Annotated in this window: 22 protein-coding genes; 14 read left to right on the top strand and 8 right to left on the bottom strand. The window is 62.9% G+C overall.

From position 1 onward, the window contains the following. Positions 1-24: 24 nt before the first annotated feature. The 7 genes from QRN04_RS16440 to QRN04_RS16410 all read left to right on the top strand — a co-directional run bounded on the left by QRN04_RS16440 (position 25) and on the right by QRN04_RS16410 (position 4,019). Positions 25-534: an amino-acid N-acetyltransferase gene (locus QRN04_RS16440; protein WP_284977100.1), complete on the top strand. Its 510-nt coding sequence runs from the start codon at positions 25-27 to the stop codon at positions 532-534. A gap of 117 nt (positions 535-651) precedes the next feature. Beyond that, on the top strand, positions 652-1,653 hold the full coding sequence (gene dhaK / locus QRN04_RS16435) for a dihydroxyacetone kinase subunit DhaK (RefSeq protein WP_284977099.1): 1,002 nt from the start codon (positions 652-654) through the stop codon (positions 1,651-1,653). 2 nt (positions 1,654-1,655) lie between these two features. Next, the gene (dhaL, locus tag QRN04_RS16430) at positions 1,656-2,312 is read left to right on the top strand and encodes a dihydroxyacetone kinase subunit DhaL (RefSeq protein ID WP_284977098.1); all 657 of its coding nucleotides are present in this window, start codon (positions 1,656-1,658) and stop codon (positions 2,310-2,312) included. After that, positions 2,309-3,034, top strand: a complete 726-nt coding sequence (dhaM, locus tag QRN04_RS16425; protein WP_284977097.1) for a dihydroxyacetone kinase phosphoryl donor subunit DhaM — start codon at positions 2,309-2,311, stop codon at positions 3,032-3,034. Before dhaL ends, dhaM begins: the two co-directional genes overlap by 4 nt. Before the next feature lie 89 nt (positions 3,035-3,123). Next, entirely contained in the window at positions 3,124-3,300 is a 177-nt protein-coding gene (locus QRN04_RS16420) for a CsbD family protein (RefSeq protein ID WP_284977096.1), read from the top strand. Positions 3,301-3,396: 96 nt separating this feature from the next. Next, positions 3,397-3,657: a DUF4235 domain-containing protein gene (locus tag QRN04_RS16415; protein ID WP_284977095.1), complete on the top strand. Its 261-nt coding sequence runs from the start codon at positions 3,397-3,399 to the stop codon at positions 3,655-3,657. A 2-nt stretch (positions 3,658-3,659) separates the two neighbouring features. Beyond that, positions 3,660-4,019, top strand: coding sequence for a VOC family protein (locus tag QRN04_RS16410; protein ID WP_284977094.1), 360 nt, complete (start codon positions 3,660-3,662; stop codon positions 4,017-4,019). A gap of 35 nt (positions 4,020-4,054) precedes the next feature. Here the strand turns inward: QRN04_RS16410 and QRN04_RS16405 are convergent, their stop codons facing one another. Continuing rightward, positions 4,055-4,570 carry a VOC family protein gene (locus tag QRN04_RS16405; RefSeq protein WP_284977093.1) on the bottom strand — a complete coding sequence of 172 codons (516 nt, stop codon included), beginning with the start codon at positions 4,568-4,570 and terminating at the stop codon, positions 4,055-4,057. Positions 4,571-4,652: 82 nt separating this feature from the next. Here QRN04_RS16405 and QRN04_RS16400 point away from each other — a divergent pair, with 82 nt between their 5' ends. Further along, positions 4,653-5,441: a helix-turn-helix transcriptional regulator gene (locus QRN04_RS16400; RefSeq protein WP_284977092.1), complete on the top strand. Its 789-nt coding sequence runs from the start codon at positions 4,653-4,655 to the stop codon at positions 5,439-5,441. 68 nt (positions 5,442-5,509) lie between these two features. Further along, positions 5,510-6,043: a DUF2127 domain-containing protein gene (locus QRN04_RS16395; protein WP_284977091.1), complete on the top strand. Its 534-nt coding sequence runs from the start codon at positions 5,510-5,512 to the stop codon at positions 6,041-6,043. A 9-nt stretch (positions 6,044-6,052) separates the two neighbouring features. On the opposite strand, the gene QRN04_RS16390 is transcribed toward QRN04_RS16395, so the two are convergent. Further along, positions 6,053-7,015, bottom strand: coding sequence for an iron-sulfur binding domain-containing protein (locus QRN04_RS16390; protein ID WP_284977090.1), 963 nt, complete (start codon positions 7,013-7,015; stop codon positions 6,053-6,055). Between the two features lie 105 nt (positions 7,016-7,120). Here QRN04_RS16390 and QRN04_RS16385 point away from each other — a divergent pair, with 105 nt between their 5' ends. Further along, positions 7,121-7,828 carry a hypothetical protein gene (locus tag QRN04_RS16385; protein WP_284977089.1) on the top strand — a complete coding sequence of 236 codons (708 nt, stop codon included), beginning with the start codon at positions 7,121-7,123 and terminating at the stop codon, positions 7,826-7,828. 66 nt (positions 7,829-7,894) lie between these two features. On the opposite strand, the gene disA is transcribed toward QRN04_RS16385, so the two are convergent. From disA to QRN04_RS16365, 4 genes are all read right to left on the bottom strand, one after another. After that, positions 7,895-8,971 carry a DNA integrity scanning diadenylate cyclase DisA gene (disA, locus tag QRN04_RS16380; RefSeq protein WP_284977088.1) on the bottom strand — a complete coding sequence of 359 codons (1,077 nt, stop codon included), beginning with the start codon at positions 8,969-8,971 and terminating at the stop codon, positions 7,895-7,897. A gap of 218 nt (positions 8,972-9,189) precedes the next feature. Continuing rightward, positions 9,190-10,563 carry a DNA repair protein RadA gene (gene radA / locus QRN04_RS16375; protein ID WP_284977087.1) on the bottom strand — a complete coding sequence of 458 codons (1,374 nt, stop codon included), beginning with the start codon at positions 10,561-10,563 and terminating at the stop codon, positions 9,190-9,192. A 32-nt stretch (positions 10,564-10,595) separates the two neighbouring features. Then, a complete protein-coding gene (locus QRN04_RS16370) occupies positions 10,596-11,297 on the bottom strand; it encodes a phosphatase PAP2 family protein (RefSeq protein ID WP_284977086.1) in 702 nt (233 codons plus the stop codon). Positions 11,298-11,391: 94 nt separating this feature from the next. Further along, positions 11,392-12,519 (bottom strand): FUSC family protein, encoded by a 1,128-nt coding sequence (locus QRN04_RS16365; RefSeq protein ID WP_284977085.1) that lies wholly within the window; start codon positions 12,517-12,519, stop codon positions 11,392-11,394. A gap of 285 nt (positions 12,520-12,804) precedes the next feature. Here QRN04_RS16365 and pstS point away from each other — a divergent pair, with 285 nt between their 5' ends. The 4 genes from pstS (at position 12,805) to pstB (ending at position 16,937) form a co-directional block, all read left to right on the top strand. Beyond that, positions 12,805-13,923 carry a phosphate ABC transporter substrate-binding protein PstS gene (gene pstS / locus QRN04_RS16360; protein WP_284977084.1) on the top strand — a complete coding sequence of 373 codons (1,119 nt, stop codon included), beginning with the start codon at positions 12,805-12,807 and terminating at the stop codon, positions 13,921-13,923. 130 nt (positions 13,924-14,053) lie between these two features. Next, the gene (gene pstC, locus QRN04_RS16355; RefSeq protein ID WP_284977083.1) at positions 14,054-14,986 is read left to right on the top strand and encodes a phosphate ABC transporter permease subunit PstC; all 933 of its coding nucleotides are present in this window, start codon (positions 14,054-14,056) and stop codon (positions 14,984-14,986) included. Further along, a complete protein-coding gene (gene pstA / locus QRN04_RS16350; RefSeq protein ID WP_284977082.1) occupies positions 14,987-16,090 on the top strand; it encodes a phosphate ABC transporter permease PstA in 1,104 nt (367 codons plus the stop codon). A 67-nt stretch (positions 16,091-16,157) separates the two neighbouring features. Further along, positions 16,158-16,937 (top strand): phosphate ABC transporter ATP-binding protein PstB, encoded by a 780-nt coding sequence (pstB, locus tag QRN04_RS16345; protein ID WP_284977081.1) that lies wholly within the window; start codon positions 16,158-16,160, stop codon positions 16,935-16,937. Positions 16,938-16,963: 26 nt separating this feature from the next. Here the strand turns inward: pstB and QRN04_RS16340 are convergent, their stop codons facing one another. Beyond that, positions 16,964-17,980, bottom strand: coding sequence for an inorganic phosphate transporter (locus tag QRN04_RS16340; RefSeq protein ID WP_284977080.1), 1,017 nt, complete (start codon positions 17,978-17,980; stop codon positions 16,964-16,966). 1 nt (position 17,981) lies between these two features. After that, entirely contained in the window at positions 17,982-18,599 is a 618-nt protein-coding gene (locus tag QRN04_RS16335) for a DUF47 domain-containing protein (RefSeq protein ID WP_284977079.1), read from the bottom strand. Positions 18,600-18,833 lie beyond the last annotated feature (234 nt).

Below are 18,833 nucleotides of genomic sequence, written 5' to 3'. Positions count from 1 at the left end.
CATCAGCGTCGCTAGTATGGGGTTGTGAATCCGACCTTCAGCCTCCGCCCTGCCCGCACCAGTGACGTGGCGGCCATCAAGAGGCTCGTGGCTCCCCTCGCCGAACAGCGGATCCTGATGGCCAAGGAAACAGTGGCTTACTACGAGAGCCTGCAGGAGTTCCGAATCGCCGAATCGTCCGACGGCGAAGTCATTGGCTGCGGTGCGCTCCACGTCATGTGGGAGGACCTGGCCGAAATCCGGACCTTGGCAGCAGCTGATTCCTGGCGCGGAAGGGGTGTGGGGCGCGTCCTGGTGGAGGACCTGCTGGCCGCGGCCAAAGCGATCGGAGTAAGCCGGGTTTTCTGCCTGACGTTCGAGGTCGATTTCTTCAAGCGCCACGGCTTCGAGGTCATGGCGGACCAGTCCGCGCTGGATCCCCAGGTGTACTCAGAACTGCTGCGCTCGCACGATGAAGGCGTGGCGGAGTTCCTGGACTTGGCCCGCGTGAAGCCGAACACCTTAGGCAATACCCGGATGATCAGGCAGCTCTAGCTTCAGGCTCCATTGGCTGCATCTCCTGCGTCGACCTTCGGCGCACTAAGGCCTACCGTGGCCTCACTGCCGGTAGTAGGGTCAGAGCACTAGCCACAGCACGCCCAGGAGCATCCCATGAAAAAGCTCATCAATGATCCACGCGCAGTGGTGGACGAGTCCGTCGAAGGTTTCGGCATGGCACACGCCGACATCGTCACCGTTCACGCCGATCCCAAATTCGTTGTCCGAAAGGCTGCGCCGGTAGCGGGCAAAGTCGCCCTGGTGTCGGGTGGAGGCAGTGGGCACGAACCCCTGCACGCGGGGTTCGTTGGCCTCGGAATGCTCGACGCCGCTGTGCCCGGCGCAGTCTTCACCTCACCTACCCCGGACCAGATCATTCCAGCCACCGTCGCAGTGGACTCCGGCGCCGGCGTCGTGCATATCGTGAAGAACTACACCGGTGACGTCCTGAACTTCGAAACTGCAGCCGAGATGGCACAAGCCGAAGGCGTGCACGTCCGTTCCGTGCTGGTCAACGACGACGTCGCGGTGGAGGATTCGCTGTACACGGCAGGACGCCGCGGGGTGGGCGGAACAGTACTGGTGGAGAAGATTGCTGGCGCCTCCGCCCAACGCGGCGATGACCTCGACGCCGTCACAGCGATCGCCGAGCGTGTGGTGGCCAACGTCCGGACAATGGGTGTGGCGCTGTCCGGCTGCACCGTTCCACACGCCGGCACGCCCAGTTTCGAACTCGCTGACGACGAAATCGAGATTGGCATCGGCATCCATGGGGAACCGGGACGGCACCGCATCGCCATGGAAAGCGCCGACGCCATCACCGACCGCCTGCTGGAACCGGTCCTGGAGGACCTCGCTCTCTCTTCCGGGAACAAAGTACTCCTGTTCGTCAACGGGATGGGTGGAACGCCGCAGAGCGAGCTGTACATCGTGTATCGGCGGGCGGCGCAGGTACTCGCTGAGCGCGGGGCTACTGTGGAGCGCTCGCTGGTGGGGAACTACGTCACCTCCCTTGAGATGCAAGGATGCTCGGTCTCCGTGTTGCGCCTCGACGACGAGATGACCAGGCTCTGGGATGCTCCGGTACACACCGCAGCGCTGCGTTGGGGCGCATAAACATGGGGCTCGGTGTCGAATGGGCCGTTGACTGGTTGAAGCTTTCGGCGAAAGCCATGGCTGAACACCGTGTGGAACTGATTGAGATGGACCGCGCCATCGGGGACTCGGACCACGGCGAGAACATGGACCGCGGTTTCCAAGCTGTGGTGCAGAAGCTCGAAGAAGCCCCGCCGGAGACCCCCGGTGCCGCCTTGAAGGTTGCTGCGATGACCCTGATGTCCAAAGTGGGTGGCGCAGCAGGACCCTTGTACGGCACGGCGTACCTCCGGGCAGCTACCTCGCTGGGGGATCTCACGGACGTTGATGCCGGGGCGATGGCCGAGGCACTTGCCGCCGCTCGCGACGGCGTGGTGGCCCGCGGCAAGGCGGAACCGGGCGACAAGACCATGGTTGATGCATGGACACCAGCCGTGGATGCGGCTCGCGATGCCGCGGCTACCGGAGGTCCGCTGGACGTCCTGGAAGCAGCAGCCCAAGCTGCGGAGGCTGGCGCCACGGCGACCGATCCTCTGGTGGCGCGTAAGGGCCGGGCCAGTTACTTGGGTGAGCGGAGCGCCGGGCATCGTGACCCTGGGGCAGCCTCCAGTGCGCTGATTCTGCGGGCGGCCGTGGACGCAGCGAGCTCGCCCGGCAGCGCGGGGACGGGCCCCGAATGACCGTAGGCATCGTGGTTGTCTCGCACAGCAGCAAGATCGCTGAGGGCGCAGTGGAACTGGCTGCCCAGATGGCGCCCGACGTCGGCCTCGTCGCCGCCGGGGGCACCGACGATGACCGTATCGGAACCAGCTTGGAGAGGGTGCTGGCCGCCGTCGAGCAGTCACTGGTTGATTCCGGCGGCGACGGCGTGGTGGTGTTGACCGATCTGGGTTCCGCGGTGATGACGGCGGAGTCTGCTGCGGAGTTCGCCAGCGACCCTGACGCGGTACACCTTGCCGACGCGCCCTTGGTGGAGGGACTCGTGGCTGCCGCCGTCGCTGCCCAAGGGGGAGCCGGTGCCGAGGAAGTCCGCCAGGCTGCGGAAGCCATCGGTTTCGGCGCCCATGGGTCGGTGCCGCGGCCGGGCACGGCGGACGAGCACGGCGTCGACGAGCACGGCGTCGACGAGCCCGACGTCGACGAGCCTGACGCGAGCGGTGATTTCAGGCTCATCAACCCCCTTGGTATGCACGCCAGGCCGGCCGCGAAAATTGCCGGTGGTTTGGCTGGTCTGGATGCGGACGTAACGGTCAATGGAGTGGACGGCGTGTCCGTCATGTCCCTCATGTCCCTCGGCGTGGGCAAAGGCTCTTCGCTGCATGTTGAGGCGCGGGGAAAGGATGCGTTAAAGGCTGTGGGGTACGTCGAACAGCTGGTTGCCGACGGCTTCGGCGAGCTGTAATTTTGGGGCTTTCCAGTCCAAACGTTGCTAAGTATCCTGATAAGTGATCTTGTAGAGGTACAAGGTTCCTACGACGAAAGAGGTGCGACATGGGTGCTGACGACAAGATGCAGAACGCTGGCGAGAAGCTCGGTGGTAAGGCCAAGGAAGCCGCCGGCAAGCTGACGGACGACAAGGGCCTCGAAGCCGAGGGCAAAGGCGACCAGGTCAAGAGCGACCTCAAGGGCGCTGGCGAGAAGGTAAAAGACGCCTTCAAGAAGGACTAGGAATGTGGACAGGGCCGCTGCGGTTGCAGCGGCCCTGTCGTGTTTTAGCCATGGTTTGCAGGAGCCATGCGTGGGATTTCCAACGAAGGATTCAGCGTGAATGTATTGGTGAAACTGTTCGGCATTGCGGTCAGCCTTGGGGCCGGAGCGATCGCAAACAAGACGCTTGAGGGTCTCTGGCAAAAGAAGACGGGAAAGCCTGCACCCAAGGACGGGACCGATCTTGACGATTCCCTTCCCGGCGTCCTGGTATTCGCCATTGTTTCCGCGGCCGTGGGCGCAGTGGTCCACGTCCTGACCCAACGAGGCACCAAGAGCGCACTGGCCCACATGAAGAAGACGGCGGACGAGGTTTAGCCATGGCGATTGCAAAGAACCCAAGCACGGTTATCGACTGCCCGGATGCGCCCGCACTGGCGGCCTTTTATGGCGAATTGCTGGGATGGGAAGTCACCGGCGAAGGGGACTGGTTGGATATCCGCCCCAGTGACGGCAGTAGTTGCATCTCCTTCCAGCAGGTGGACGTTTACCAGGCGCCTGTGTGGCCCGGCCAGACCATCCCGCAGCAGATGCATTTGGATGTATCCGTGGAGGATCTGGACAAGGGTGAAGAGGTTGTCCTGTCCTTGGGCGCGACCAAGGCCGACCACCAGCCCGGCGAAACGTTCAGGGTGTTCCTGGACCCGGCAGGGCACCCATTCTGCCTCTGCGCCTCCTGACGGGGTTTGCGCCTCCTGACGGGTCCTGATGGGGCCTAGCCCTGCTGGGCGGCCCATTCCTCGACACGGCGGTTGCTTTCCTCTTCTGAGAGATCCTCCACGCGAGTCATGACGGACCAGCGGACGCCGAACGGATCCCGGATGCTTGCGTAACGGTCTCCGGAGACAAACGTGGTCAAGGGTTCCCGGATGGTAGCGCCTGCTTGCTCCGCTTTTCGCACCAAACTGTCCGCATCGGGGCAGTACAAGCCCAAGGAGTAGCAGTCGTCCTCTCCGTCGGGGGCTGGGACTAGGTGGTATGCGGGGTTGGGTTCGCCGAGTTGAAGGTGGCCGTTTCCGAAGTCAAGCTCGGCATGGACCACCACTCCGCCCATTTCCGTGGCGCCTACAACCCGGGCACCGAAGACTTCGCTGTAGAAGGCGATGGCTTCCTTCGCATTGGGTACAGCAAGGAACGGTGTGAGGCTGGTCAGGCCGTTCGGAATCCCGTTGTTGGTGTGCTCACCGTTGGCGCCGGTTGTTGTTGTTTGGGTGCTTGTAGTATCTGTCATGAGAACCACGCTAGGTGCTGCCCGGTATCCAGCGCTTGGAGATTCGCGACAGCTTCAAGACTGTCCTCGGACGGGGGATGTGATGGAGGGATCCACCAAGGGAATCCTGTATCCGGCGCGGCTTCCAATTTTTAATCGTTTTCCTGTACCGACCCCGGTTGCGGACCTGGTGCAGTGGTTCTGGATTCCGGAATGGGACATCGAACCGGGCAGGACGTCCCGCCAACACCTCATCGCCTATCCGGCGTGCAACGTGGTGGTTGAACGCGAGGGTGTTATTTTGTCGGGGCCCACCACCCGCGCCGCGTACCGGGACTTGAGCGGGAGTGGTTGGGCGGTTGGCGCACTACTGCGCCCCGCGGCTTTGCCCCTCCTGGGCCGTGATCCAGCCAGCTTGCGGGACTCGGAGATAGAACTGGCCGCTGAGGACCTCCACCGGGCAGTGGCCGCTGCAATGGACTCGCACGACGTCGGCGGCCGCCACGAGCGGGCAGTAGGCGCCTTCGTGCAGTGGCTGGGCTCCCGTGGCCACGTTGCGTCCGAAGAGGCACTTCTCGCCAACCGGATGGTGGACCTTATAGCCACAGAACCGGAGCTGGTCCTGATGGAGGATGTCGCATCCCGCTTGGCGGTATCTCCCCGGACCCTCCAGCGGGTGGCCAAGAAGTACGTCGGTTTAAGTCCTTCCGCCCTGATCAGGCGTCGCAGGCTACAGGACGCGGCCGAGCGTGCCCGGTCCACTCCGACGGCGGACCTGGCCGCAATCGCCGTCGAACTCGGCTACGCGGACCACGCGCACCTCACCAACGATTTCCGCAAGTATCTGGGCTTTACGCCCAGTGGGTACCGGCGTTCCGCCGGCCAAACGTAGGGAGCCGCACGTCCCGTCCGGCAAACAAGCAGAACCGCTACGGGGCATAGGTGCGTAATATAGTAAGCATGCTTACAAGTGGAGAGCGATCCGGGCAGGGAGCCTCACCCTCATCAGCGGTGCCCGCAGAGTCAGCGCTTCTTGATAGGACGTTTAGGGTCAGCCTTATCCTGAAGGGCTTGGACGGTGTCCTGGAGCTGGTCGGCGGCGTCCTGCTGCTATTGGTCACGCCGCGCCAGATAGGGGATCTGGTCCGGTTTCTCACCCAGCACGAGTTGGCCCAGGACCCCAATGATGTTGTGGCCAACAGCCTTATTCATATGACGTCCAGCCTTTCGGCGTCGGCATCACTTTTCGGGGCGATCTACCTTCTCCTTCACGGATTGGTGAAGATCGTCCTGGTGTGGGCTGTCTTGAAGGAGAAGCTCTGGGCTTATCCGTGGATGATCGCTTTCCTGCTGGTCTTCATCGCCTACCAGACCTACCGGATCCTCGTCGCTTTCTCTTGGGGCATGGTGCTCCTGACCGCGTTCGACATCTTCATCGTGTGGATCACCTGGCGCGAGTACCGCCTTCAACGGATCCGAAGGGCGAACGCATAACAGTTGCAGCTACACCGGCAGCCGCAGCCCGTCGTCGTGCATCTCCGCCAAACCGTCACTTAGCAACCCGTCCAGCGCGCGTTCAAGCTGCTCCGGGGCGGTGTTGAGCCGGTGCAGCGCGGCGAGCGGGATCCCGACGCCGCTCGGTGCGAACCCGAGGTCCGCAGGTGCCTGCTCGAACATCGCAAGTGGGACCGGTGCCGCAGCTTCGCGCAGCACAGCCATCACGGCACCGCGCACCTGGCGGTCGGTGCCGTGCCAGGACTGGCCCTTGGGCGTGTACGACGGCGGCGGCTCGCCCGCTGCCACCCAGGCGCAGCTGGCGCGAACTGGACAGTCGGCGCACTTGGGATTGCGGGCCGTGCAGATCATCGCCCCTAGCTCCATGACGGACGCGTTCCAGCGCACAGACAGCGCCTGCTCGTCCGGGAGGAGGGCCTCTGCGAGGCGCATTTCCCTTGCCGTCAACGCCGGGGCGGGAAGCGCAGTCCCCGAAATGAGCCTCGCGTGGACACGCCGGATATTGGTGTCCACCACTGTTTCCCGGCGACCAAAAGCAAAGGCAGCGACGGCCGCGGCTGTGTAACTTCCCACGCCCGGCAGTCCCAAGAGCTCGGAGTAGTTGTCCGGCACTGCGCCCCTGTGGAAATCGCGAATGGCGACGGCGGCAGCGTGCAACCTCAGCGCCCGCCGGGGATAACCCAGCCGGCCCCAGTGCCGTACAGCTGCCCCGGAAGGTTCTTCGGCAAGCCGGCTTGGTGTGGGCCACCGTTCCATCCATTCCCGCCAGACGGGGAGCACCCGGACCACCGGGGTTTGCTGGAGCATGACCTCGCTGACCAGGATGCCCCACGCGCTGCAACCGGGTTCCCGCCACGGGAGGTCACGAGCCGCCTCGGCGAACCACTGATCCAACGCGTCGTGGAGCTTGTGAAGCTGATCGGCGTGGGGGATAGGGTCTGGAAGTGTCATACTGCGTCCACTCTAATCGAAGCGTGCGGCAGGACATTGCAGCCGATTGGGGCCGTGCGGCGTGTAGGTTAGGTGCCTGGATGGAGCCACGCCTAGCCTAGAGTCATGGTCAATCAGGGTAAGCAGCAGTCGAGCGCGCGCTCATCAGCGTCGGCTAAGGGTGCTGCCCGCGGTTCGTCTGCCGCAGGGACTCCCACCAAGCGTCGGCCCCCGAGCCCGGCGGTGTACCGGCGTCGGAGGTTGGTTGCGCTCATTGCATTGCTGGTGGTTCTCGCGTTGCTCGTGGCCGGGGTGATGGCTGTAAGCCGTGCCCTTGCCAGCAAGTCCTCCCCTCAGGCGGTCAGCACGCCGGTGGCATCCGCAACAACGACGCCGGTGATCTCACCTAATGCATCACCAACGCCCAGTGCGTCCGCCTCGCCTGTCTGTGACCTCAACCTCATGAGCGTCTCGGCAAAGACGGACAAGGCATCCTATGGAGCTGATGAGAAGCCGGTGCTGACCATGACCGTGACCAACGGCGGGGCGGCCCCGTGCCAAGTCAATGTTGGTACGTCCCAAATGGAGTACTTGGTGATGAGCGGCTCGGACCGGATTTTCTCCTCGAAGGATTGCCAGACCGGGGCAGTGGACCTGATCAAGACCATCGAGCCCGGCAAGAGCGAGACCGCGAACTTCTCCTGGCAGCGCAACCGCACGGTGGAGGGCTGCGGAGTAGTCAACGCCAAGCCCGGTGGCGGCGGGGCGTATTACACGTTCGAGGCGCATCTCGGGAACAAGACCAGCCCCAAAGCCGTCTTCCAGCTGAACTGACGGCGAGGCTGAGGCTGCCAGACGGAGCCCGCCTAAAGGATCCTGCCAGAAGGAAGAGGAATCGACCTAGAGGAACCTGTCCAGCAGGCTGGCCTCAGCCATGCGGCTCAAGCCCTCACGGACAGTCCTGGCACGTTGATCTCCGATGCCGTCCACGGTCATGAGGTCATCGATGGTGGCGGCCATGAGGTTTTGAAGGCCGCCGAAGTAGTCCACCAAGCGATCGGCGACTGCTTTAGGCACCGACTTTAGTCCCGAGAGAAGCCGGTAGCCACGAGGTTGGACCACCGCGTCCAACTGCTCAACACCGCCGGCGAAGCCGATGATGTGGGCAATCCTGCTCAGATCTATCAGCTCTGTAGGCCCAAGGTTGAGGAGGGCCTGCACGGCGTTTTCGATGTCCTCCGGGCTGGCATCAGGATCCGAATAGTCCCGGATGATCACATCACTTCCGGGGCCACGGCTCATAGTGAGTTCGTCGACCTGCAGGGACAGCAGGCGCCCATCTTCACCGAGCTCCAGGACGTACTGGGCGATCTCCTCGGAGATGCGGCGCACCATCTCTTGACGTTGCAGGGTGACCGCAACATCCCTGACGGTAACCAAAGCTTCGATCTCCAGGGCGGAGAGGGAACTGGTGACTTGGTCCAGCCTTGCGCTGTACCGTTCCAAGGTTGCAAGCGCCTGATTGGCCCGGGCGAGGACTTTCTCGGAGCCTTCCAATACGTGGCGCAGCCCGTTGACGTACAGCGCGATGATCTGCATGGACTGGCTGACGGAAATCACCGGGACGCCGGTCTGGATGGCAACACGTTCGGCGGTGCGATGCCGGGTGCCGGACTCCTGGGTTTCGATACTGGAATCCGGTACCAGCTGGACTGCGGCCCGGACGATGTTGCTGGCATCCTTATCACAAATGATGGCGCCGTCCATCTTTGCCAACTCCCGGAGCCGCGTAGGCGAGAAGTCGATGCCGATATCGAACCCGCCGGAACAGATGGAGTCGATGGTCCTGTCAGCGCCCAAGACAATCAGTGCGCCGGTGCGTCCACGGAGGATGCGTTCGAGGCCATCCCGCAAAGGAGTTCCGGGTGCGACTCTGGCCAGAGTCGCTTTGAGCGATTCTTCCGGGCTCCGGGCCATAGGGTTTCCCTTCGAAGGTGCAAGCAATGGCTCGCAAACAAGCTGAATCCGGCATCCGAAGGACGTGAAGAAAATGCCCTGATGACGACTAGCACAATGATAGGGCTTCGCAGCACCGTTAACCGCACCAGCAAGCCTGAAAGTGGGTCATATCGTTATGTTCCGGACCGCCTCAAATGCTTAGCCGATGCGGTTAACGCATGGCCCATTCCGGACCCCTAACTGATCAGAAGTTCCAGTGCCTCGGCCAAGTGGCCCACTTCGCGCACGGAAAAGCCGTCCGGGATAACGCCGGCGCCGGCCGGACTTGCAGGAACGATTGCATGCGTGAAGCCCAGCCGGTGCGCCTCCTGGATCCGCTGGTTGATCCCGGGAACGGGGCGAACCTCTCCGGCCAGGCCTACCTCCCCGAACGCGATCAGCCGTTGCGGCAAAGCCTTCCTGGATTTCGCCGACGCAACAGCCAGTGCAACTGCCAGATCCGTGGCCGGTTCGCTGAGTTTCACCCCGCCCACCGTTGCCACATAGGAGTCGTCCTTGTGCAGCATGCAGCCGGCCCGCTGCTGCAGGACCGCCAAGAGCATGGCGACACGCGAGCTCTCCAAGCCACTGGTAGCCCGGCGTGGTTGGGCGTTGGCGCTCTCTGCCAGCAACGACTGGACCTCTGCCAGCAGCGGCCTCCTGCCCTCCATGGTGACAGTGATGCAGGTTCCCGAAACAGGCTCGCGGGTGCGTGAAACGAAGAGGCCGCTTGGGTCCGCAAGGCCCTCGATGCCGGCCTCGTTCAGGTCGAAACACCCGACGTCGTCAGTGGCTCCGTAACGGTTCTTGACTGCCCGGAGCAGCCGCAGCCTGGAGTGGCGCTCGCCTTCGAACTGGCAGACAACATCTACCAAGTGCTCCAACAGACGGGGCCCGGCGATGGCGCCATCTTTGGTCACGTGGCCCACGAGCAGCGTGGTCATGTTGCGCCGTTTGGCGGCGGAGATGATGGAGGCAGCCACTTCACGCACTTGCGAAACACCGCCGGCACTGCCTTCGACGTCCGCGCTGCTCAGCGTCTGAACGGAGTCTACGATCAGCAGTTTCGGCTCGAGCTTTTCCACTTGCCCGAGTGCCTGCCCCAGATCGGTTTCCGCCGAAAGATAGAGGGTATGGGCGACGGCGTCGATCCGTTCCGCCCGGAGCTTCACCTGGGCCGCCGACTCCTCGCCGGTGATGTAAAGGACGTCCTGTCCGGTGCGGGCGAACTTGGCGGCGACGTCCAACAGGAGCGTGGATTTTCCGACGCCGGGTTCCCCGGCGAGCAGGATGACGGCGCCAGGTACCAGGCCTCCGCCCAGAACGCGGTCGAGCTCGTCCACCCCCGTGGGCAGGAACGCCGCGGTGGTCCCATCCACCTCAGCGATCCGGCGGGCTGGCTCCAAAACTGTGGCGGCCGGCGTCGTGCGCGCTACTGTGGCGCCGTACTCCTCAACGGTGCCCCATGCCTGGCATTCACCGCAGCGGCCCACCCACTTGATGGCGGTCCAGCCGCATTCGGCGCACTTGTAAGCGGGTGTCTTGGAAGCACGTGAGGTCTTTGAAGCCATGGGTCCAAGGGTAGCCGCGGGGACTGACAGTATTAGCGGTCGGCCGATCTGCCGTAGCGCGCCGCATCCACGAAGACAGCGATACCAGTCACTCCAAGGGCGATTCCCATCGATGCGACCACGTCCGTGAGCCAGTGATAGCCCAGGTACAAGCGGCTATAGGCAACCAGGAGGGTGAGAATCAAGGCGCCCGCGAAAGCCAGCACCGCTTTAGCCCTGGTCCCTGAACGGGACACCAAGAGATACGCGAGGACCAAGGCAAAGATCCCGGCACCGAGCGTATGGCCGGACGGAAAGGAGAGGGCGTCATCGGGGCCCATGAGGAAATCGGCGGATGACGGCCTGGAGCGGGCAACATAATGCTTGATCAGCGTTGAAAGGATCACAGCCACCACCATGGAGCCAATGAGCAACGCGGGGCGCCACAGTTCACGCTTCCAGGCGGCCCAAATCAAGGCGATGAGCACCCCGATGACGGTCATCCACAGAGGCGACGTAACCGTGCTTAGGGCAGCCAACAACGCAGTTGCCACCGGGTTTCGGGAACCGACCATGAAGCTGTGTACGGCTACATCAGAGGTGGCCAGGCCGGTCCCGGAGAGAACGGAGGCAAACATCAGCCAAAAGATGGCGTCGCCGAGGAGCAGCAATGCGCCAGCCCAGAAGAACAGGGGGCGCTGCGGCAGCCGGAGGGCCGGGGCGGCGCGGAACCGGGTAGAAAGCGCAGAGATCATTGGTCTATCTTGCCCCACTACAACGCGTCTTACCTTGGAGCACGCTGGGAGCAAGCTGACAATGAACGCTTTCCTCTATGGGGCCGGAGCTGCCCTACAAAGGAGGCAAGACCGCGCGGGCTTCGTCCGGGTCCATTCCGCTGGCCTCAAGCAGGTCCACCATAAGTGGCCGGAACAGCATCACCACGGTCTCGCCCTCGAGCCTCTGGACATCAAGCATCTTGGGATGCAGGCGCGAAGCCACCATGCTCAGGTCATTGCGGGCGCTGCGAAGATGGGCGCGACGCGTCCCTTCGTTCTGCTCGGCCAGGCCTATGGTCATCTCATCGATGGCCGCAGCGGTCTCCTGAAGGACTTCGGAGATACTATCCACCGCCTCATCGGATAATGCCGCGTGGTTGATGGCACTGGTCAGCCGCCGGGCAAACACCCGGCTGTTGCGGAGGGCAAGGTCGATGTATTCCAATGACTGCTCCAAGCTGGCGAGCTCGTCCCGGTGCCTCCGATGGGCCGGGGCAAGGGTGGCAACTTCACCCGAGGCCCGGAGCGTTTGCCTCATCCGGTCCACCAATGGCTGGCAGTTACGCCCACGGATCAAGGCATGCCAGGCAACGGTGGAATCGGAGTTGATCAACGCCTTGGCGCACTCGCGCAGTACCTCCGCGAGCTCGTAGAGGATCTGCTCTACGTCTTTCCGTGGTTCCCGGCGAGGGTCTTTTGGCACCAACACGGTGACAAGAAGGGCGCACACGCCCCCGACCACCGCGTCCAAACTTCGCGTGAACGGGCCCCCCGCAGGCGCCGGCAACAACACCACCAGCAGCGATTGCAGGCCCAGCTGCGTAGTGAAAATGACCCCGCTGTCCAGGAACCTGGCAAGGAGGATGGAAAAAAGAAGCACGACGGCGGCCTGCCAGATTCCGGCGCCAATCCAATGGAGCAGGAGGTCGCCCACCACGATGCCCAGCGTGCAACCAATCCCGACTTCCATGACGCGTCGAAGGCGCGGATCACGGGAGAAACCGAGGGCGATCAACGAAGAGGTGGCGGCGAACAGGGGCCCCTGGTGTCCCAGCACGTATTCGGCAAAGGCGTAGGCGCCCACCGCGCAAGCGGTCATCTGGATGGCCGGCAGCAACGATTTCCGGCTTCGAACCAAACCGGTCCTTAAGCGGGCGCTCAAGAACCTCTTGCTTGCGGAGAGTCCTTTCGGGGCAGCCATGTGCTCCAGTCTATTTGCCCCGGCAGCCTATTTGGGCCCGGTCGATCCGGCCCGAGTCGATTGGACCGGTGCCTGCAACGATGAAATCCTGCGTGCCTCTTCAAGGTGCCACTCGCCACATAACCCAATGGTCCGCCGTCGTTCACCTTCTGTTCACCTTTCTCCACAAATCCCGTTACCTGCGCTCCTTACCTTCAGTAAAGGAACAAAAGGTCCCACAGCTCGCGCACGCCGAAATCTCCGTTCGGCCCGCATCAGAGAAATCCCTGGAAGGGGTACATCCAAGTGAAGGCAACTCGCTTCGGCCGCAACGCGGCAATCGCGGTCATCGCAGTTGGCGCTCTGGCGCTCACTGCTTGCGGTTCAGACAACGCAACGAACACTTCCGCTGCCACGCAGTCGGCATCCGGCGCCAAGGTTACCGGCACGTTGACCGGCATCGGCGCTTCCTCCACCGGCGCAGCAATGGACGCTTGGAAGGCCGGTTTCGCCACCGCCAACCCGGGTGCCACTGTTCAGTACTCCCCGGACGGCTCCGGCGCGGGCCGCAAGGCAATCATCGACGGTTCGGCGCAGTTCGCCGGTTCGGACGCCTACCTGACCGACGCCGAGCTCGCGAGCTCGAAGGCCAAGTGCGGCACCGACGGCGCCATCAACATCCCCGTTTACATCTCCCCGATCGCAGTGGCCTTCAACATCCCGAACGTCAAGGAGTTGAAGCTCGACGCCGTTACGGTGGCCAAAATCTTCCGCGGCCAGATCACCAACTGGAACGATCCCGCGATTGCCGCGCTCAACGCCGGCGTCACCCTCCCGGACCTCAAGGTCACCCCGGTGAACCGCTCCGATGACTCCGGTACCACCAGCAACTTCACCGACTACCTCTCGGCTGCCGCTCCCTCGGTCTGGACCGACAAGGCCGCCGGCGTTTGGCCTGCTTCCCTGAAGGGCGAGAACGCCAAGGGCACCTCCGGCGTCGTGAAGACCGTCACCGACACCCCGGGTGCTGTGACGTACGCCGATAACTCCGCCGTTTCCGGCAAGCTGGGAATCGCTTCCATCAAGGTTGGCCAGGACTTCGTGAAGATCTCCGCCGACGCCGCTTCCAAGGCTGTTGAAGCCGGCAAGCCCGTCTCCGGTCGCGCCACCAACGACGGTGCCATCAAGCTGGACCGCACCACCACGGCTGCAGGCGCCTACCCGGTAGTGCTCGTCTCGTACCACGTGGTTTGCACCACCTACCAGACCCAGGCAGTTGCCGACCTGGTGAAGGCTTTTGAAACCTACGTGGTTTCCGACGACGGACAGAAGACCGCCGCGGATGCCGCCAAGTCCGCGCCGCTCTCCAAGACGCTGCAGGACAAGGCCAAGGCTGCTATCGAAACCATCAAGGTCAAGTCCTAAGGTTTCCGATGGGGCTTTCCGAGCCCGGTTGCACACTGCTGATTCCCTGTCCCGCCCGGAGCGAACCGCTCAGGGCGGGGCAGGGATTCAGCCATGAAAAACCAGTTCACTGAGACTGAAGGATTCCGAAGTGACCACCAACTCCCTGACAACCTCCCGAAGTGCCGGACGCACTGGGGACAAGGTCTTCTCCACGGCCGCCATGGCGGCAGGTTGCCTGATTCTGGCGGTTCTCTTCGGAGTGGCGTTATTCCTGGTAGTGCAGGCGATTCCGGCACTCGTGGCACCCCCCGAGAGCATCCAAGGCGGCCAGGGCTTCTTCGCCTACATCGGCCCCATCGTGGTGGGAACACTCATCGCCGCGGTGATCGCCCTCGTCATCGCCACCCCCGTTGCCATCGGAGTGGCCCTCTTCATCTCGCACTACGCTCCGCGTCGGCTCGCCTCCGGGCTGGGCTACGTGGTGGACCTGCTGGCCGCGATTCCCTCCGTGGTTTACGGCGCATGGGGAGCCGCATTCCTGGCCAAGGAAATTTCACCCGCCTATGACTGGCTGGCGAAGAACCTGGGCTGGATCCCGCTCTTCCAAGGCCCCGCATCGGCCACCGGAAAGACCATCCTCACCGCGGGCATTGTCCTGTCCGTCATGGTCCTTCCCATCATCACGTCCCTCACCCGCGAAATCTTCCTGCAGACGCCAAAACTGCACGAGGAAGCGGCGCTCGCACTTGGTGCCACCCGCTGGGAAATGATCCGCATGGCCGTGTTGCCGTTTGGCCGCGCAGGCATTGTCAGCGCCGTCATGCTGGGCCTCGGCCGGGCGTTGGGAGAGACCATGGCGGTTGCATTGGTCCTTTCCTCCGGGGTGTTGACTGCCAGCCTCATCCAGTCCGGAAACCAGACGATTGCCGCGGAAATCGCCCTCAACTTCCCCGAAGCCAGCGGCCTGAAGGTCAACACCTTGATCGCCGCAGGTTTGGTGCTGTTCGTCATCACACTGGGCGTGAACATGATTGCCCGGTGGATTATCACCAGGCACAAAGAATTCTCGGGAGCCAACTAAATGACCGCCACAGTAGTCCGCAAGCGCTCTGCGCTCACCAAAGGCCAACTGCCCAAGTTCGCGCCATATGTTGTCCTGGTCATCGCTTTGGTGGTTGGCGCCGCGATCCTGGCGCTCATCGGGTTCAACGCTTTCGGTTGGGGCCTTGTGTCCGCCATCTTGTTCACCGTTGGCCTCGTTTCCTGGAGCGGCGCCGTTGAAGGTGCCCGCAAAGCCAAGGACAAGCTCGCCACCTGCCTCGTTGTTGGGGCTTTCCTGATTGCGCTCCTACCCCTGATCTCGGTGATCTGGACGGTGCTGGTCAACGGCATTCCCGGGCTCACCGCGCCCGGTTTTCTCACGACGTCGATGAATGGCGTTACCGGCGCGTTCGACAACAAAGCAATGGACGGTGGGGGCAAAGTCATCGGCGGCGTCTACCACGCCCTGCTCGGCACCCTTGAGATCACCCTCCTGGCAACTGTCATCTCCGTTCCCGTAGGCCTGCTCACCTCTATCTACCTTGTGGAATACGGCAACGACCGTCGGTTGGCACGCGCCATCACCTTCTTCGTGGACGTCATGACCGGCATCCCGTCCATCGTTGCTGGCCTCTTCGCCGCAGCGTTCTTCTTCGCCGTTGTTGGCCCCGGCACCAAGACCGGCGCCGTCGCCGCCGTCGCGCTTTCCGTGCTGATGATCCCTGTAGTGGTTCGGTCCAGCGAGGAAATGCTCAAGATCGTCCCTAACGAGCTCCGCGAGGCCTCCTACGCATTAGGCGTGCGCAAATGGCGCACCATCACCAAGGTGGTTATTCCGACGGCGATCTCCGGCATCGCGTCCGGCGTCACCTTGGCAATCGCCAGGGTCATCGGCGAGACCGCACCCATCCTGGTGACCGCGGGGTTCGCCACAACCATCAATAACAACGTGTTTGGCGGATGGATGGCATCATTGCCAACGTTCATCTACACGCAGATCCTGAACCCGACGTCGCCCTCCAACCCGGAGCCCTCGGACCAAAGGGCTTGGGGTGCCGCGCTGGTGCTGATCATCCTGGTGATGCTCCTGAATCTCGGAGCGCGCCTCATAGCCCGTCTGTTTGCACCGAAGACGGGCCGGTAGGTAGCGGGCTATCGCCTGATTGCCGGCCCTCCGATAAACTTCCAACCCTGAGGAACAAAGGAACACCATGTCCAAGCGCATCGACGTCAAAGACTTGAATGCCTACTACGGCAACTTCTTGGCCGTAGAGGACGTCAACATCCACATTGAGGCCAAGTCAGTAACGGCCTTCATCGGACCCTCCGGTTGTGGCAAGTCCACCTTCCTCCGCACCTTGAACCGCATGCACGAGGTCCTCCCGGGCGCGCGGGTGGAGGGTGAGGTCCTCTTGGACGGGGACAACCTTTACGGTCCCGGCGTGGACCCCGTCACGGTACGCACCCAAGTGGGCATGGTTTTCCAGCGGCCCAACCCGTTCCCCACCATGTCCATCCGGGATAACGTGCTGGCCGGCGTGAAGCTGAACAACAAGAAGATCTCCAAGGGTGCCGCTGACGCTTTGGTGGAGAAGTCCTTGGTTGGAGCCAACTTGTGGAACGAGGTGAAGGACCGCCTGGATAAACCCGGTTCGGGCCTCTCCGGTGGGCAGCAGCAGCGTCTCTGCATTGCCCGTGCCATCGCGGTCGAACCCCAGGTGATCCTCATGGATGAGCCCTGCTCCGCCCTCGACCCGATTTCCACCCTGGCCGTTGAGGACCTCATCAACGAGCTCAAGGACCAGTACACCGTGGTGATCGTGACGCACAACATGCAGCAGGCTGCCCGCGTTTCTGACAAGACCGCCTTCTTCAACATCGCCGGAACGGGAAAGCCCGGCAAGTTGATCGAGTTCGCGGACACCACCAGCATCTTCAACAACCCCAGCCAGAAAGCTACCGAGGACTACGTCTCCGGCCGCTTCGGATAGGGACCCGCCGTCGTCGTATTGACCGGTTAGCGCCGGACCAGCGGCGAGAACGCCAGTTCCAGAACGAATGCCGCGGCTGCCGCGACCACTGGCGTCGCTACCCAGAAAAACAGGATCCTACGGACCAGGCGCCTGTTGGTTCCGGCAAAGCGTTGGTTGGTTCCCGCTCCCAGCACGGCCGAGGTCAACGTATGGGTCGTGGAGAGCGGGAGGTGCAAGCCGATAGCGCCGATGAAGAGCATCACGGACGTGAGGGTTTGTGCCACGAAGCCCCTCAGCGGGTCCACCCGGAGGAGCTTGTAGCCGAGGGTGTGCGATATCCGCCAGCCGCCGAACAACGTTCCTGCCGTGAGCATGACGGCTGTCAGGAGCAGGACCCAGAGGGGAACCGCGTCCCCGCCCGTGAGACCGGCCGCCACGACCGCCAGGACTATGACGGCGGCCGTACGCTGCCCGTCCTGGAGCCCGTGTCCGAATGCAACTGCGGCGGCCGAAACAGCTTGGGCTCGGCGGAAGCGGCTGTTCACCACATTGGGTTGGCTGTAGCGGGCTGCCCACGTTACCGGCCACACCAATAAGTAGGCCCCAACAAAGGCAATGACGGGGGAGAGCAGCAGCGGCAGCACCACTTGGGCGAGGATGACGCCGTCGAATCCCCGGATGGAGTCACCGCCCACTAGCACGCTCGCAGTTCCTGCGCCGATCAGTCCACCCACCAGTGCGTTGGTGGAGGATAGGGGGATCCCGCGCCACCACCCGTAGATACCCCAGAGGATGCTGGCCACCAGGGCGGAGGCCAGCATGCTCAAGCCCCCGGCCCCACTGGGCAAGGTCACCCAGGACTGGGTGAAGGCCAGGATGAAGCTGCCGCTGAGCATGACTCCCAGGAAACTGAAAACTCCGGCCAACAGCACGGCAACAGACGGCGTGAGGGCCCGGGTCCTGGTAGACAGCGCGACGGCGTTGGAGACATCGCGGAAACCGTTAAGGAACGCGAAGCCGGAGGCGAGACCCACCACGAGGACAAGGAATACGACGGTCACCCTACGATTCCTTGACGATAATGCTGCCTACTTGGGTGGCAACCTTTCGCATATCCTTGGTGACTTCCACCAACTGGTTGGCGATGTCCCGATGGCGTGCGTACTGCGCTGATTTCATATCCTTGAGCATCTCCGCAACCCAGATGCGGTGAGTCCGTTCCGCGCGCTTGGCAAGCCTGAGGATCTCTATCCAGTAGTCCTCCAGCTCATCAAGGTCCTCAAGTTTCCGCATGGCGTCGACTGTCAGTTCCGCTTGGCGGCTGATGATCTCCAGTTGGTCCGCGGCCCGCTTGGGCAGCCTGTCCAGCTTGTAAAGAGCCACCAGCTCGCCAGCTGCATCGAGCTTTTCCATCGCTTCGTTGAGGTGCCGTGAAAGGGTGTACATGTCTTCACGCGGAAGCGGGTTCACAAAGCTGGTGCGCATATGCGTCATGAGCGCAAAGTGCAGGTCCAGGGATTGGGACTCGTGCTCGTGAAGCTGTTCGGCCAGGCGATCGAGCTCGTTGGAGGGTGTGCCCAGAATCTCCGAAAGGGTGCCGGTGGCGGCTACGATGACGCCAGCCATCTGCGCGAGCAATGCCAGCCCGGCAGGTTCCTGGGGAAAAAGGCGCAGCTTCATGTCACTTCCGGTCCGGGGACGGGTTGGCAATGGCCGCACCGACGTGCCGGCGGCCATTTAAGTGTCAACTTTACCGGTCCCGTGGCGACTGGTGCGAAGAAGCCGTTTGCAGTGCGCTGGGGCATAAAAATGGTGCCGAACCGGATACGCCTCTCGGCGGTAGGCCGCTCGAAGCGGCTGTAAGTTGAAGCCCGGGGGTTTCGCGGTTCGACACCAGTTTTAGTTTTCTACGTC

Origin of the sequence: Arthrobacter sp. efr-133-TYG-104 (assembly GCF_030208915.1) — a bacterium.
GTDB lineage: Bacteria > Actinomycetota > Actinomycetes > Actinomycetales > Micrococcaceae > Arthrobacter.
The sequence above is the reverse complement of the archived record's forward strand: the minus strand, read 5'-3'. Positions and strand labels throughout refer to the sequence as shown.

Excerpts from the sequence above, each read along its gene's own strand:
- dhaK (WP_284977099.1), top strand. The coding sequence starts at position 652 with ATGAAAAAGCTCATCAATGATCCACGCGCAGTGGTGGACGAGTCCGTC.
- dhaL (WP_284977098.1), top strand. The coding sequence starts at position 1,656 with ATGGGGCTCGGTGTCGAATGGGCCGTTGACTGGTTGAAGCTTTCGGCG.
- dhaM (WP_284977097.1), top strand. The coding sequence starts at position 2,309 with ATGACCGTAGGCATCGTGGTTGTCTCGCACAGCAGCAAGATCGCTGAG.
- QRN04_RS16420 (WP_284977096.1), top strand. The coding sequence starts at position 3,124 with ATGGGTGCTGACGACAAGATGCAGAACGCTGGCGAGAAGCTCGGTGGT.
- QRN04_RS16410 (WP_284977094.1), top strand. The coding sequence starts at position 3,660 with ATGGCGATTGCAAAGAACCCAAGCACGGTTATCGACTGCCCGGATGCG.
- QRN04_RS16405 (WP_284977093.1), bottom strand. The coding sequence starts at position 4,570 with ATGACAGATACTACAAGCACCCAAACAACAACAACCGGCGCCAACGGT.
- QRN04_RS16400 (WP_284977092.1), top strand. The coding sequence starts at position 4,653 with ATGGAGGGATCCACCAAGGGAATCCTGTATCCGGCGCGGCTTCCAATT.
- QRN04_RS16395 (WP_284977091.1), top strand. The coding sequence starts at position 5,510 with ATGCTTACAAGTGGAGAGCGATCCGGGCAGGGAGCCTCACCCTCATCA.
- QRN04_RS16390 (WP_284977090.1), bottom strand. The coding sequence starts at position 7,015 with ATGACACTTCCAGACCCTATCCCCCACGCCGATCAGCTTCACAAGCTC.
- QRN04_RS16385 (WP_284977089.1), top strand. The coding sequence starts at position 7,121 with ATGGTCAATCAGGGTAAGCAGCAGTCGAGCGCGCGCTCATCAGCGTCG.
- disA (WP_284977088.1), bottom strand. The coding sequence starts at position 8,971 with ATGGCCCGGAGCCCGGAAGAATCGCTCAAAGCGACTCTGGCCAGAGTC.
- radA (WP_284977087.1), bottom strand. The coding sequence starts at position 10,563 with ATGGCTTCAAAGACCTCACGTGCTTCCAAGACACCCGCTTACAAGTGC.
- QRN04_RS16370 (WP_284977086.1), bottom strand. The coding sequence starts at position 11,297 with ATGATCTCTGCGCTTTCTACCCGGTTCCGCGCCGCCCCGGCCCTCCGG.
- QRN04_RS16365 (WP_284977085.1), bottom strand. The coding sequence starts at position 12,519 with ATGGCTGCCCCGAAAGGACTCTCCGCAAGCAAGAGGTTCTTGAGCGCC.
- pstA (WP_284977082.1), top strand. The coding sequence starts at position 14,987 with ATGACCGCCACAGTAGTCCGCAAGCGCTCTGCGCTCACCAAAGGCCAA.
- pstB (WP_284977081.1), top strand. The coding sequence starts at position 16,158 with ATGTCCAAGCGCATCGACGTCAAAGACTTGAATGCCTACTACGGCAAC.
- QRN04_RS16335 (WP_284977079.1), bottom strand. The coding sequence starts at position 18,599 with ATGAAGCTGCGCCTTTTTCCCCAGGAACCTGCCGGGCTGGCATTGCTC.